Raw genomic sequence first — 13605 nt, 5'->3', positions numbered from 1 at the left:
TGATTGTATGACTTCAGGAATATTATGTAGTAAGAGGTAGGGGGGTTAGTCTTTGTACAGTGTAGTGGGTGTCCGGTTTAAAAAAGCGGGCAAAATCTATTATTTCGATCCATTGGACTTTCCTATTACAAAGGACCATCACGTTATCGTTGAGACAGCGCGAGGGATCGAGTATGGAAAGGTTGTTATTGGAAAAAAAGAGGTTGGCGAATCTGATGTGGTGTTGCCACTGAAGAAAGTCATTCGTATCGCCAGTGATTCCGATGCAAGTATTGTTGAAGAGAACCAGCAGGCAGCAAAGGATGCGTTTGCAACCTGTTTAAATAAAGTTCGGGAACACGAACTCAAAATGAAGCTTGTGGATGTAGAATTTACTTTTGATCGAAACAAAATTATATTCTATTTCACAGCTGAAGGAAGAGTGGATTTCCGAGAGCTAGTCAAGGATCTGGCAAGTATCTTCAGAACTAGAATTGAGCTAAGACAAATTGGTGTGCGAGATGAAGCCAAAATGTTGGGGGGAATTGGTCCATGTGGACGAATTCTATGCTGTTCATCTTGGCTCGGTGATTTCGAACCGGTATCCATTAAGATGGCGAAGGATCAGCGCTTATCGTTGAACCCAAGCAAAATTTCAGGCTTGTGCGGAAGACTCATGTGTTGCCTTAAGTTTGAGCATGATAACTATGAAAGTGTAAGAGAAGAATTACCTTCCATAGGTAAGATGGTTGTTACCTCATTAGGAGATGGCAAAGTAGTGGGGATTAATGCTGGCAGCCGAAGTGTTCACGTACAATTGTTCGAGATTGGCAAAGTTAAGGAACTTCCAATGGATGACGTTGTCATCAAGTAGACCATAAAAGGTTACTGTTCGGGGTGGAAACATGGAGAAGAAAAATGTATTTCAGCGCATACAGGATATGGAAGGACAAGTGGATCATCTGCACAATGATTTAGGTGATTTGAAATCACTTGTTAAAGAGCTACTAGAAGAGAACAACCGACTAGCTTTAGAGAATGAGCGGCTTCGTATTATTCTGAAAAGAGAAGCTCAACTGAAGGAAGAAGGAGACAAATCTCCTATACCGCATCAGCATGTGGTGCCAGAAGATGTGGTTGGAGAGGGATATGATAACCTTGCAAGGTTATATCACGAAGGCTTCCATATTTGTAATGTCTATTACGGACATTTACGAACGGAAGGTGACTGTCTGTTCTGTCTTTCCTTTTTGAATAAATAACAATGATGCGCCGTAGGGAATTTGCCTACGGCTTTTTTTGAAAATATAATAAAGTATAAGTTTTGCTTGATACTCTACTTCTTATATTTCGGCAGAGGCGGATACCTTAAAGTGGTATGAAGAGACACAATAACGATGTAAGGATTGGGTGTATGAATATAAATAATGTCATTCTGCAAGATTCAGAAAGAGTTGATGATTTATTAACGCATGATCTGCGAATCATTCAGAGCGATGAAGTATTCAGTTTCTCGATGGATGCGGTTTTATTAGCTCGATTTGCAAGTGTTCCTCCTAGAGGACGTATATTAGATTTATGTACAGGGAATGGCGTCATTCCAATGCTGCTAACGACTCGAAGCAAGGCCTCAATAGAAGGTATTGAAATTCAACCTAGACTCGCTGATATGGCGCGTCGTAGCGTTCAACTGAACGGACTAGAGGAATCCATCGTGATTCGCGAAGGGGACTTGCGTGATCTTTATAAGGAGACCGGGCATGGTGTATATGATGCGATTACGGTGAATCCGCCTTATATGCCGTTAAATGGTAGTGATATTAAGGTTAATTCACATCAAGCCATTGCACGTCATGAGATCCATTGTACATTGGAGGACGTATTGCAGGCATGTTCGAGGCTAGTTCGTCCAGGTGGAAAGATAAATATAGTTCATAAACCCCAACGCTTAGGTGACCTAATGAGCCTAATGCGGGAGTATCGACTTGAACCGAAGCGAATTCGATTCGTACATCCTCGGGCGAATGCAGAGGCTAATATGGTATTGATTGAAGCATTACGAGATGGGAAACCAGAGGTAAGAATCCTACCTCCACTTATCGTGTATAACGAGCAGAATGAATATTGCCCTGAACTATTGGAAATTTACTACGGATCAAAAGAAGGTGAAGTATGAGTATAACCAAACAAAGCAGCTTTCAAGGAGAAACGTCACGTAGTAGCGGAGTGTTGTATCTTGTGGGGACACCGATTGGTAATTTAGAGGACATGACCTTTCGAGCAGTAAGAGTATTAAAGGAATGTGATATTATTGCAGCAGAGGATACTCGTCAGACACGTAAGTTATTGACCCACTATGAAATAACACCGCAGCTTTTATTTAGTTATCATGAGCATAATAAGGCTGCGAGTGGGCCTGAATTAATTCGGTATATAATAGAAGGAAAAAATTTAGCATTGGTCAGTGATGCTGGTCTACCAGCCATTTCTGATCCAGGTTCAGACCTTGTACAGTTAGCTATTGCGGAGGGGATTCCAGTAGTTCCTATTCCGGGTGCAAATGCTGCCTTATCGGCATTAATCGTATCTGGTCTTCCGACAGAGAGGTTTACCTTTGCTGGATTTCTACCTCGTGAGCGTAAAGATGTTCAGACGGTACTATCTTCTGTGCAGTACGCACAAGGAACGTTATTATTTTACGAGTCACCACATCGGATTATCAAGACCTTAGGATTCCTGCTAGAATTTCTAGGTGATCGGCGGATCGTACTTGCACGTGAATTGACGAAAAGGTATGAAGAAATGGTACGCGGCAGTATAGAGGATTGTCTAACATGGCTGGGTGAGCATCCACCTATTGGAGAATATGTATTAGTTGTGGAAGGGGCAAGCCGGGAAGAAGAACAGAAGAGAAAGGACGCTTGGTGGCAGGAGTTGTCTTTGGAAGAACATGTGACACGCTATGAGAGGGATGGAGAATCTCGGAAAGATGCGATGAAGAGAACTGCCACAGATCGTGGTGTATCGAAACGAGATGTTTATAATGCCTTGCTATAGAATGATTTGTTCAGGGATATAAAGGAAGGGCTGTCAAGTGAGGCAGCCTTTCCTTTATAAAAAAAGATGTCTCCCACAAGCTTTGAGACAAAGCTTGGGAAGACATTAAGGAGATATAATAAAGGTTTGAATTAACAAATTAATTATTCCTAGTATAACCTATTTTGCTTAGTTTGTCACAGGTGTTGGTATATCTGAGACACATTCATTACAAACTATTTTCCCTTTAAAGTAAATAACGTTGTCGGCGTTGCCACAGAAGATGCATGCCGGCTCATATTTCTTTAGGATAATTCGCTCACCATCAACGTAAATCTCTAGAGCGTCCTTCTCACCAATACCAAGTGTACGGCGTAATTCAATTGGAATGACAACCCGTCCTAGTTCATCGACTTTTCTTACAATTCCAGTAGATTTCATCATATTAAGTCTTGCCCCTCTCGAACGTGTGTTTAAAAATGCCATGATTCGACATAGTTCCTACTTTTATGATATTAATAATACCAACCATTACCAATTTAGTCAACATAAGAATAGAACTAAATTTCAGAAAAGGTTAGAGAAGTATTGTCATGTAGGATGTTACATAACTAATTTATAAAAAATAATGGATGAAGTAAATAATGGCTCGATGCTAAAACACATGACTAAATGCGCTATTATTCGACAATAGACGACATAATTTATGTATAAATAGTATACCAAAGGAGTGGGAAATGATATGATGCATCCTTTAAATGAAGAAAAGGTATTCAAAGATCCAGTTCACAATTACATTCATGTGGAAGATACAACCATTTGGCGATTGATCAATACAGCTGAATTTCAGCGTTTACGCCGTATACGTCAATTAGGAACATCTTATTTGACATTTCATGGAGCAGAACATAGCCGATTCTCACATTCACTGGGCGTATATGAAATTACTAGACAAATTATTGCATTATTTGAAAGAAATAATTATTCTGATTGGCCGAAGGAAGAGAAATTAGTCACACTTTGTGCTGCGCTACTTCATGATGTCGGACACGGACCATTCTCTCATTCTATAGAAGAAGCCTTTCATATGAATCATGAAGAATGGACAGTTCGCATTATTATGGGAGATACGCAAATACATGACATCTTAAGTCAGGTTGAGCCCGGATTTCCAGAAAGGGTTGCCTCTGTTATTGGAAAAACCTACCATAAACCGATTGTTGTCAATCTCGTATCCAGCGCACTTGATGCGGATCGTATGGATTATTTGTTACGTGATGCATACTATACTGGTGTGAATTACGGTACAATCGATGTCGATCGAATTATACGAATGTTAAGACCTCATCAAGGACGAATCGTAGTGAAGGAATCAGGAATGCACGCCGTTGAAGATTATCTTATGGCAAGATACCAGATGTATTGGCAAGTGTATTTCCATCCTGTGACGCGTAGCTCAGAGATCATTCTTAGGCTTATATTTCAACGTGCTAAGGAGTTATATATTAGTGGGTATTATTTTGAATTTATGATGAAGCCATTGGTTAGTTTATTCAAAGATGAAGTGACTGTTGAGCAGTATTTGAAATTAGATGAGGCTCTTATTCAGACTGCATTTATGCAGTGGAGCACGGAGAAGGATCCCATACTTAGCGAGCTTTGTAGTCGATTCATGCATCGCAGACTGTATAAATATGTAGAGTTGGAGCCGCTGGATAGAGATATGATTCATGAGATTCGTGATCAGTTCTATCAAAGCGGACTGGATCCGAAATATGATCTAATTATTGATTCTCCAAGTGATCTTCCTTATGATGTATTTCACTCGGGTGATGAAGCTAGTCAGAAGCAAATCATACTACTAGATCGACAAGGAAAACTAATGGAAATATCTGAAGTGTCGGATATTGTACGGTCCATAAGTGGTCTCCAACGTGGTAAGTTCCGCCTATATTACCCTGAACAGAAGATCGAGGCTGCCTTATCGTCGTTTTCCCCTTCTGTTGCCCGTATTTTCAAAGATAATTGAGGTTCAGAACCAATAGCAGTATTTGTAAAAAAATAAAAGTGAGAGTTCAAAAAGGAGATTTTATAATGATGTTGTTCGACACACATACGCATCTAGACGCCCCACAATTCGACGAAGACCGTGAAGAGGTTATTGCACGGGCAGTTGAAGATGGCGTAGGCAAAATGATCAATATTGGCTTTAACAGGGAGACGATCCCGTCAACGATGGAATTGGCTGAGAAATATGATTTTATCTATGCGGCAGTAGGGTGGCATCCAGTAGATGCGATAACGATGAAAGAGGGAGATATGGAATGGATTGCCTCCCTTTGTAAACATGATAAAGTCGTAGCCATTGGCGAGATCGGATTGGACTATTATTGGGATACATCACCTAAGGATATACAACAACAGGTACTCCGCCAGCAAATTGGACTAGCTCGTGAATTAAAGATGCCGATTGTGATTCATAATCGAGATGCGCATGAAGATATCGTTAGAATTCTGCGCGAGGAAAAGGCAAGTGAGGTTGGGGGTGTAATGCACTCTTTTTCTGGTAGTTGGGAAACTGCAAAAATTTGTCTTGATATGGGATTTCATTTGTCATTTGGTGGTCCGATTACATTCAAGAATGCCAAACAACCAAAAGAGGTATTAGCCCAAGTGCCAATGGACCGATTATTGATCGAAACGGACGCCCCTTATCTTACCCCACATCCATTTCGCGGGAAGAGAAATGAGTCGGCTCATGTGAGACTAGTAGCTGAGGCAGCTGCTCAAATTAAAGGTGTTGAAATCGAGGAAATTGCTCAAATAACCACCAAAAATGCCCTGTATTTATTTGGTATATCGTGAAAGAGTGAGCAAACTAGCTGAAAGAGTGAGATCGGACGACTTAATCATGCCTTATCGTTGTGTAAAGAGCGAATATTACAAAAATTTAACCATTTATTCAGAAATTTGTGGTTGATTGATGCTTTACAACATGCATCGAAACGCGATATCATCTTTTCAGTGATATAAGCTGATCGCAAATCGATAGCTTATTATTTTCTTGAACCAGTCTCGCTAAATCTCCGGACGTTTGGAGAACGGGGGAACCAATATGACCCATCAAGATTGTACGTGGTAAAGGTCATATTTGATTTCTTTTATTGGGTCTTTGGGGTGAATTCAAGGGCAGTCGCCATGAGCGGTTGACCTAAGATCGGGCAACTCTCTTTTGCCCAAACCCGACAGCTAACCTCGTAAGCGCATATGAAGAGAGGCAAACTCGTGCATGTATTTCCATTATTCAGACATGGGAAAGCCACGAAAGAGTTCCTCTAACTCTTTCTTTAGGCTTCTTTTTTGAATAAAGACAAAATTGTCATCATATCCTTATTTATTAGGGGGTGACAATCATGACGAGCAGACCGGTACATGATGCAGGATAGATATTGTTTTAGTATCCTGAACAAATTTAATTATAGTCGCGTCAATTACACATATGGTTTTTTTCAGACGGCGAGGCTATGAAGGAGGATCGGAAAGTGGGCATTTTTAAAGAAGAAACCCATGATTCATCATCATCCAGCATGACTTACGCAACACGTTGGAAGCATGAAAGTTTAAGTAAGATCTCAGTTGCAGCTATTGCCCTTATAGCGATTACCCTGACCGTTCTATTGTTTGTCAGCATTCAAGAACGCAAACAAGTGTATTTAGTGATTGATGGACATGTGAGTGCTGTAGAAACCCATCATGCTATGTTACAGGAAATGCTGAATGAGCAAGCTGTTATGCTAAGACCGGAAGATAAGGTCTCCGTGTCATTGAACAGCTCGCTTAAAGACGGCGATAAAGTTCATATTCAACGTGCTGTCGAGATTAATGTAACAGCCGATGGTCAGTCGGTTACTCGGTTCATTACGCAAGGGACTGTTAAAGATGCTGTTAAGCAACTAGGCATTACTTTGGATGTACACGACAAAGTATTTCCCGAATTGAATACAAAGATCACAGATAAGTTGGACATTAAGGTTGTCCGGATAAACAAACAGATTGTAGAGCGTGTAGAAGCAATCCCCTTTCGAGTCATCAAGACTTCCGATCCAACGATTGTGAAAGGAAACGTCAAGGTGGTACAGAATGGACAGTCTGGGGCAATAGTCCAACAGATCGAGAAAATATATCAAGATGGACAATTTGTAACGATGAGCCTGGTTGGCCAAGTAGTAAAGAGCCAAGTACAGGATCAAATTGTTGCTGTAGGTACGAAGGTAGAGCAGCCCAAGCCGATCGTCTTAGCATCTACGGTGGCAAGTAATAAGACTAGCAAGAAGGCTAAGGTTACGAATGTAAGTAAAGAGAATAATCAAGCTAGCAAGGCTGGCGTTGATTTTAAGTATAAAAAGGTGCTTAAGAATGTGTCTATGACGGCGTACTCTTCAGAAGAACCAGGTATAGGAACACGAACTGCATCAGGCACACGTGTAACGGAAGGTCGTACGATTGCAGTGGATACTAGTGTCATTCCTATGGGATGGTGGGTATACATCGAAGGCATTGGCTTCCGGCGTGCAGAAGATACAGGTGGTGCGATCAAAGGCAACAAGATCGATGTATATTATGACTCATTGCAGAATGCTCGTAATTTCGGTCGTAAGAACGGAAGAACGATATATGTGATCGGGCCCGTTAAGCCTGAACTGAACTAAACTGTTTTACAACAGCTTTCTATTCCTATACTATTAAGGTCATAATGGAAGCCATACTAAAGAAGGGGATTAATCCTCTTCTTTTTGTTGTTGTGATACTAGCCCTGAAGGGAAGAATCGTTATGATCAAAGAAATCATTGTCGTGGAAGGTCGCGATGATACGACAGCAATTAAGAGGGCCGTAGAGGCGGATACGATCGAGACCGGTGGTTCTGCTATTAATGCACGTACGATACAGCGGATTGCATTAGCACAAGAGCGCAGAGGGGTTATTATATTCACTGACCCTGATCATGCAGGTGAACGGATTCGTAAGATCATATCCAACAAAGTAAAGGGCTGTAAGCATGCCTTCATTCCTGAAGCGGATGCGACGCGTAGAGGAGACGTTGGGGTGGAGAATGCATCACCTGAAGCGATCCGACATGCACTAGCTCGAGTACATACCTCTTATGAGGGTTCGCAGAGTATGATTGACATGGAGGATCTGATGCAAGCAGGGCTAATGGTTCACCCTGATGCATCTGCCCGCAGAATGGAAATGGGTAACATACTTGGAATTGGGTATTGTAATGGCAAGCAATTTCTGAAGCGTCTCGCTATATTTCAAATTACGCGTGATGAATTCGTTAGTGCCCTCACCCAAATTGAAGAGGGAGGTTAAGGATCAGATGAATGACATAGATAGCATCGCAACACCAAAGCGAACGAAGGATATTATAAGACGGCATGGTTTCTCTTTTAAGAAGAGTTTGGGCCAGAACTTTCTGATTGATCAGAATATACTGAATAATATTGTTGATGCAGCAGAGCTGGATGGAACGAAAGGGGCACTGGAGATTGGCCCCGGAATTGGGGCTCTCACAGAAAAGCTCGCACAGAATGCAGGTACAGTAACTGCTGTGGAAATTGACAGACGTCTTATTCCGATATTGAAAGAAGTGTTGGAGCCGTATCCGCATGTTCATGTTGAACAGGCAGATGTGCTTAAAGTTGATTTAAAAGCGTTGTTTGAGTCGAATTTCAAGGATGTGTCTAAGGTCAGTGTGGTGGCTAATCTGCCTTACTACGTGACAACACCCATTCTGATGAAGTTATTGGAAGAGAAGCTTCCATTGGAGCATATTGTCGTCATGATTCAGAAGGAAGTAGCAGAGCGTATGGCAGCATCACCAGGAAGTAAAGAATATGGCAGCCTTAGTATTGCCGTTCAATACTACAGTGTGCCTAAGCTGATCTGTACTGTACCTAATACCGTGTTTATACCTCAGCCGAATGTGGATTCTGCCGTTATTCGTCTCACGGTCCGAGAACAACCACCAGTGGATGCACATGATGAGGCGCATTTCTTCGATGTCGTACGCTCCTCATTCACTCAGCGACGTAAGACGATCTCCAATAACCTCAAGAGCCGTTTTGCGCCTCCTGAAGGACGTGAGCGGATTGATGCATTGTTAGTACAAGCTGGAATTGAACCATCACGGCGTGGGGAGACACTCAGTCTGCAGGAATATGCTACTCTTAGTAATACGCTGCTAGAAGCCGGTATTGTGTGATAAATGGAACTTCAAGTGGGATGAATATGCAAAAAAGATGAACCAATAGGGAACATCGCCCATATCATGGGGTAGGGGTGATGTTCTGATGAATTTGGGCGACTTGGTTGTCCGCCGGTCGTATGGCGGCGATATTGCGTTTCGTATCGAAGAATTACAGCAAGACCACGCCATCCTGAAAGGCACGGAGTTTAGACTATTGGCGGATTCCCCTCTTAAGGATTTGGTGAAGGCACCATCGGTACTTGTAAGTGAAAAGATCCAGGAGGCTCAGGAGAGAGCGAATGAGTCTTTATCCTCTTTTTCGCGTCAGCGAGCAGAGCAATCATTACGACATCAAGCTCAAATAAGTGGGGGTAGGGAACTATCGAAGGAAATCTCCTACTTCGAAGTACCTGGCAAAGTGCTTCATTTGGATGGAGATCCTAATTATTTGCAAAAAAGCCTTCTCGTCTATGAGCAGCTTCGCGTACCCGCAGAGGGTCATTATGTCAGGGAATCAGGTATGGCGGATGCTCTATATCGGTTATTGCCACAAGTACAGCCTGATATTGTGGTGATTACAGGTCATGATGGCGTGTTGAAGCACAGGCAGAACCGAGATCTCCATAGCTTGAGTAGCTATAAAAACTCACAAAATTTCGTAGCCGCTATCCTGGCAGCTCGAAGGTATGATCGAAATTTGGATTCATTGACGATTGTTGCGGGTGCCTGCCAATCTCATTTCGAGGCATTACTTCAGTCTGGGGCTAATTTTGCTAGTTCTCCAGGTCGAATTCTTATTCATGCGCTTGATCCAGTATACGTAGCTGCTAAGGCGTCATTCACATCGATCAGAGAAACCATCAATATGAACGATGTATTAGGTAATACCATTAGTGGTAGTCAGGGTGTTGGCGGAATTGAGTCCCGTGGAAGTTATAGGATGGGTCTACCACGTCTTCATGATCTGTCTACGCTAAAAGTGACGCCATCTGCGATGTGATTTTTACAAACCTGGAATCTGTTTCTCAGATTCGGGTTTCTTCTTGTTTCATGTATTCTATGAAGCGGTAGTATAGTCCTGAAAAAAAATCGTTGACAATATAAAAATACTATTGATATAATTATTGTTTTGATTTGACAACCTGCGAATTGTTCGTTATAATGGACAAGGAAAGAGGTGGTCGTTAGACATGGCTAAAAATGCACTGTTAGAGATCAAGCACAGTCTCGATGCTCATGTAGGTCAAAAAATTATGTTACGTGCCAATGGTGGACGCCGGAAGACTATTGAGCGAACTGGTGTTTTGGAAGAAACGTACCCTTCTGTATTTATTGTAAAGCTGGATCAAGAACAAGAAACCTTTAAACGTGTTTCATACAGTTACGCAGATATTCTTACTTCTTCGGTAGAAGTGACGATTTGCGAAGATAACATTGAAACTTTGCTTGAGTATATCAAAGTGTAAATAAAATTTATAAAACCAACGACAGCCCTCCTAGTGAGGGCTGTTTTGGTTTTAAGGGATTTCGAAATAAAAGAAGGCTATGCTAAACCAAGGCCTGTCCACTCCGTTTAATGGATGGTGAATGAGAAGGTGTTCGCTGAGTTATACTATCAGGGTCATTCATCCCCATTGCAGAAAAGGAGGATTTTTAATGAGCCGTAGGAAGCGTAGTGTGATGTCAGAGGATCTCAAGAATGAGCTTGCTAAGGATTTAGGTTTCTATGACACCGTCCAGAAAGATGGATGGGGAGGAATTAGAGCCAAAGATGCAGGGAACATGGTTAAGCGAGCGATTGAGCTTGCAGAGAAGGCAGCAGCTAGAACCCCCGATTAATGTCTGAAATTAATAATGAGATCAGCCCTATGGGGTTGGTCTCTTTTTGAATTTCAAGTCGATACAAGGTAGCTTTAGGCTTGCGAAAAGGTCTTTACTCATGATGGGAAGCAGAAGTAAGTGAAATAGTTGTAGAGGGTACACTTATTTTGGGGGAAGAGCTAGGATGGAGAGAAATAGATGCAAAACATACAGTTAAAATAGGGATAACAATGAAAAGTAGGCATTCTCCAGTAACTAAATGTCGTTAATGCAACTAAAATTAGCATTAGGGCAATTCGGTAGAATCTAAGTGCACTTTATGCAATTACCGGTGATTGATTCTATATTCGTGAAAGGATCAATGGACACAGGAGTCGATATTTGTCTCGCATCCTCGTTTTCTAATTGCTTGCGGACAGGCAATCTGCTATTGGCACCAATTTCGTAGAAAGCCACTCCTAAACGAACGAATAAGCGATCTACTGTCCACTCAAGCGCCCCCAGAGACTCTTTTTCCGAAATAGCAGCTATACAGTCCGCTTACCCACTTTGTTTCACAGATGGAAGGTATGATCATCATAAACTTATATGACTTGAATGAGACAGTTTGTTATAATGTGTGAAGTTATTACGAGCGAAAACTTAAGGGTGGGTGAGCGCCATGAAAACCTATGAGAAAGCACCGGCAAAAATTAACTTGATGCTGGATGTATTACATAAGCGTCCCGACGGTTATCATGAGGTAGAAATGGTGATGACGATGGTCGATCTGGCAGATCGTTTAGAGATGGTTGAATTACCTAGGGATACAATCATTATCTCGAGTCAGGTGGGATATATTCCGCTGGATGAGAAGAATCTGGCTTTCCAAGCTGCCAGACTCATCAAGGATCGATATGATGTTAAGAAGGGTGTTCATATTCATTTAGACAAAAAAATCCCAGTGGCAGCCGGGTTAGCTGGAGGTAGTAGCGATGCAGCCGCCACGCTTAGGGGCTTGAATCGCCTCTGGGGGCTTCAAATTCCAATGCAGGAACTACAACAGTTGGGGGCAGAACTTGGCTCTGATGTCCCTTTCTGTGTGACTGGTGGGACAGCGCTAGCTACGGGGAGAGGGGAATTGCTACGTCCTATTCCTAATCCTCCACAATGTTGGGTTGTGCTAGCCAAACCGCCTATCAATGTATCGACACAGGAAGTATACACTCGATTGAATAGTAATCAGATATCGAAGCATCCGTCTGCATCCGCTATGATTGCCGCCATCCAAGCGGGTAACTTCCACGAGGTTTGTGGTCAACTCGGTAATGTTCTAGAAGATGTCACACTTAAGTTGCATCCGGAAGTACAACAATTGAAAGAAGCAATGATGAGGCTGGGTGCTGATGGTACGCTAATGTCAGGTAGTGGGCCAACGGTGTTCGGCTTAGTATCGAAAGAATCAAAAGTACCTAGAATTTATAATGGGCTACGGGGATTCTGTCGTGAGGTATATGCTGTTCGTTTATTAACCTGACCTTCACAACTCTTGTGCAAAGACGTATGAAAATGATATATTCTATATATAATATTCGGATTTAGCGAGGAGTATTTCGTGAAAAAATTAAAACGTAGCGCACGATTAGTAGATATGACACAATATTTGTTAAACAGACCACATATATTAATTCCCCTCACCACGTTTGCAGATCGTTATGGAGCAGCCAAATCTTCCATTAGTGAAGATTTGGCCATTATTAAAGAGGTGTTTGAGGATGAAGGAGGGGGAGACCTCCTAACATTCGCAGGAGCAACGGGCGGAGTAAGGTTTATTCCTAAGATGACGAACAAGCAGGCGCTTATGTATGCACAGAATTTATGCGCTCAGCTAGAACAGCGAGACCGGATTTTACCTGGAGGATATTTATATATGTCTGATTTGCTGGGAGAACCATCGCTCATGAACGAAGCGGGCAAAATTTTTGCAACGGCATTTGCAGAGAAAGAGATTGATTGTGTCATGACAGTAGAAACGAAGGGGATTCCTTTGGCCTACGCCACAGGAGCACAGCTTAATCTACCCGTTGTGCTGGTTCGCCGAGATCACCAAGTGACGGAAGGATCGGCAGTAAGCATTAATTATGTATCTGGCTCACACAAGAGCATTCATACGATGTCCTTGTCTCGACGCGCTTTAAAGAATAAATCGAAAGTGCTCATTGTGGATGACTTCATGAAGGCTGGAGGTACCATTCAAGGAATGGTGGATTTATTAGCTGAGTTTGATGCAGAGGTAGCTGGCGTCGGCGTGTTGGTAGAGTCTGGAGCTATAGAAACGGAAGAACGGTTGCTTCATGATTATGTATCCATTGCCAAATTAACAGCTGTAGATTTCAAAAGTAAACAAATTTTAGTGAGTCCTGGTAATTACTTCGAATAATGAGCCTCTTCTGAAACCTGAGAATTTTGTCGATTTAGAGGTGAAATATAGGTGGTTTTAGAGCGGAAATCGAAGAAAACTGTCGAAATATATTTTTAT

The 13605-nt window shown here is 42.1% G+C and carries 15 protein-coding genes and 1 riboswitch; of the genes, 14 read left to right on the top strand and 1 reads right to left on the bottom strand.

Going from position 1 to position 13605, the window contains the following annotated elements:
- Positions 1–52 precede the first annotated feature (52 nt).
- From ACP8HI_RS22360 to rsmI, 4 genes are all read left to right on the top strand, one after another.
- Complete coding sequence (locus tag ACP8HI_RS22360) at positions 53–853, top strand: PSP1 domain-containing protein (RefSeq protein WP_438348328.1); 801 nt, start codon at positions 53–55, stop codon at positions 851–853.
- A gap of 31 nt (positions 854–884) precedes the next feature.
- Positions 885–1241: a DNA replication initiation control protein YabA gene (yabA, locus tag ACP8HI_RS22355; RefSeq protein ID WP_438348327.1), complete on the top strand. Its 357-nt coding sequence runs from the start codon at positions 885–887 to the stop codon at positions 1239–1241.
- Positions 1242–1393: 152 nt separating this feature from the next.
- The gene (locus ACP8HI_RS22350; protein ID WP_438348326.1) at positions 1394–2155 is read left to right on the top strand and encodes a tRNA1(Val) (adenine(37)-N6)-methyltransferase; all 762 of its coding nucleotides are present in this window, start codon (positions 1394–1396) and stop codon (positions 2153–2155) included.
- Positions 2152–3036, top strand: coding sequence for a 16S rRNA (cytidine(1402)-2'-O)-methyltransferase (gene rsmI, locus ACP8HI_RS22345; protein ID WP_438348325.1), 885 nt, complete (start codon positions 2152–2154; stop codon positions 3034–3036). Before ACP8HI_RS22350 ends, rsmI begins: the two co-directional genes overlap by 4 nt.
- Before the next feature lie 168 nt (positions 3037–3204).
- Here rsmI and ACP8HI_RS22340 read toward each other — a convergent pair whose 3' ends face one another.
- On the bottom strand, positions 3205–3459 hold the full coding sequence (locus ACP8HI_RS22340; RefSeq protein WP_438348324.1) for an AbrB/MazE/SpoVT family DNA-binding domain-containing protein: 255 nt from the start codon (positions 3457–3459) through the stop codon (positions 3205–3207).
- Between the two features lie 298 nt (positions 3460–3757).
- On the opposite strand from ACP8HI_RS22340, the gene ACP8HI_RS22335 reads away from it, so the two are divergent.
- The 10 genes from ACP8HI_RS22335 (at position 3758) to purR (ending at position 13506) form a co-directional block, all read left to right on the top strand.
- Entirely contained in the window at positions 3758–5044 is a 1287-nt protein-coding gene (locus tag ACP8HI_RS22335) for an HD domain-containing protein (RefSeq protein WP_438348323.1), read from the top strand.
- A 65-nt stretch (positions 5045–5109) separates the two neighbouring features.
- The gene (locus tag ACP8HI_RS22330) at positions 5110–5880 is read left to right on the top strand and encodes a TatD family hydrolase (protein ID WP_438348322.1); all 771 of its coding nucleotides are present in this window, start codon (positions 5110–5112) and stop codon (positions 5878–5880) included.
- A gap of 201 nt (positions 5881–6081) precedes the next feature.
- Positions 6082–6294, top strand: a riboswitch (cyclic di-AMP (ydaO/yuaA leader).
- Between the two features lie 263 nt (positions 6295–6557).
- A complete protein-coding gene (locus ACP8HI_RS22325; protein WP_438348321.1) occupies positions 6558–7724 on the top strand; it encodes a ubiquitin-like domain-containing protein in 1167 nt (388 codons plus the stop codon).
- A gap of 122 nt (positions 7725–7846) precedes the next feature.
- Positions 7847–8389, top strand: coding sequence for a ribonuclease M5 (rnmV, locus tag ACP8HI_RS22320; protein ID WP_438348320.1), 543 nt, complete (start codon positions 7847–7849; stop codon positions 8387–8389).
- Positions 8390–8396: 7 nt separating this feature from the next.
- Entirely contained in the window at positions 8397–9281 is an 885-nt protein-coding gene (gene rsmA / locus ACP8HI_RS22315) for a 16S rRNA (adenine(1518)-N(6)/adenine(1519)-N(6))-dimethyltransferase RsmA (RefSeq protein ID WP_438348319.1), read from the top strand.
- 88 nt (positions 9282–9369) lie between these two features.
- Positions 9370–10266, top strand: coding sequence for a sporulation peptidase YabG (yabG, locus tag ACP8HI_RS22310; protein ID WP_438348318.1), 897 nt, complete (start codon positions 9370–9372; stop codon positions 10264–10266).
- A 190-nt stretch (positions 10267–10456) separates the two neighbouring features.
- A complete protein-coding gene (veg, locus tag ACP8HI_RS22305) occupies positions 10457–10732 on the top strand; it encodes a biofilm formation stimulator Veg (protein ID WP_438348317.1) in 276 nt (91 codons plus the stop codon).
- Positions 10733–10922: 190 nt separating this feature from the next.
- Entirely contained in the window at positions 10923–11105 is a 183-nt protein-coding gene (locus tag ACP8HI_RS22300; protein WP_438348316.1) for a small, acid-soluble spore protein, alpha/beta type, read from the top strand.
- Positions 11106–11748: 643 nt separating this feature from the next.
- The gene (gene ispE / locus ACP8HI_RS22295; protein WP_438348315.1) at positions 11749–12603 is read left to right on the top strand and encodes a 4-(cytidine 5'-diphospho)-2-C-methyl-D-erythritol kinase; all 855 of its coding nucleotides are present in this window, start codon (positions 11749–11751) and stop codon (positions 12601–12603) included.
- Positions 12604–12681: 78 nt separating this feature from the next.
- Positions 12682–13506 carry a pur operon repressor gene (gene purR, locus ACP8HI_RS22290; RefSeq protein WP_438348314.1) on the top strand — a complete coding sequence of 275 codons (825 nt, stop codon included), beginning with the start codon at positions 12682–12684 and terminating at the stop codon, positions 13504–13506.
- The last annotated feature ends 99 nt before the right edge of the window (positions 13507–13605 follow it).

The organism is Paenibacillus sp. FA6 (assembly GCF_051550225.1).
Taxonomy (GTDB): Bacteria; Bacillota; Bacilli; order Paenibacillales; family Paenibacillaceae; genus Paenibacillus_AQ.
Note: the sequence above shows the minus strand (reverse complement) of the source record. Positions and strands in the feature narration are given on the sequence as shown.

Coding starts and splice junctions, on each gene's coding strand:
- yabA (WP_438348327.1), top strand. CDS start 885: ATGGAGAAGAAAAATGTATTTCAGCGCATACAGGATATGGAAGGACAA.
- ACP8HI_RS22350 (WP_438348326.1), top strand. CDS start 1,394: ATGAATATAAATAATGTCATTCTGCAAGATTCAGAAAGAGTTGATGAT.
- rsmI (WP_438348325.1), top strand. CDS start 2,152: ATGAGTATAACCAAACAAAGCAGCTTTCAAGGAGAAACGTCACGTAGT.
- ACP8HI_RS22340 (WP_438348324.1), bottom strand. CDS start 3,459: ATGATGAAATCTACTGGAATTGTAAGAAAAGTCGATGAACTAGGACGG.
- ACP8HI_RS22335 (WP_438348323.1), top strand. CDS start 3,758: ATGATGCATCCTTTAAATGAAGAAAAGGTATTCAAAGATCCAGTTCAC.
- ACP8HI_RS22330 (WP_438348322.1), top strand. CDS start 5,110: ATGATGTTGTTCGACACACATACGCATCTAGACGCCCCACAATTCGAC.
- rnmV (WP_438348320.1), top strand. CDS start 7,847: ATGATCAAAGAAATCATTGTCGTGGAAGGTCGCGATGATACGACAGCA.
- rsmA (WP_438348319.1), top strand. CDS start 8,397: ATGAATGACATAGATAGCATCGCAACACCAAAGCGAACGAAGGATATT.
- yabG (WP_438348318.1), top strand. CDS start 9,370: ATGAATTTGGGCGACTTGGTTGTCCGCCGGTCGTATGGCGGCGATATT.
- veg (WP_438348317.1), top strand. CDS start 10,457: ATGGCTAAAAATGCACTGTTAGAGATCAAGCACAGTCTCGATGCTCAT.
- ACP8HI_RS22300 (WP_438348316.1), top strand. CDS start 10,923: ATGAGCCGTAGGAAGCGTAGTGTGATGTCAGAGGATCTCAAGAATGAG.
- ispE (WP_438348315.1), top strand. CDS start 11,749: ATGAAAACCTATGAGAAAGCACCGGCAAAAATTAACTTGATGCTGGAT.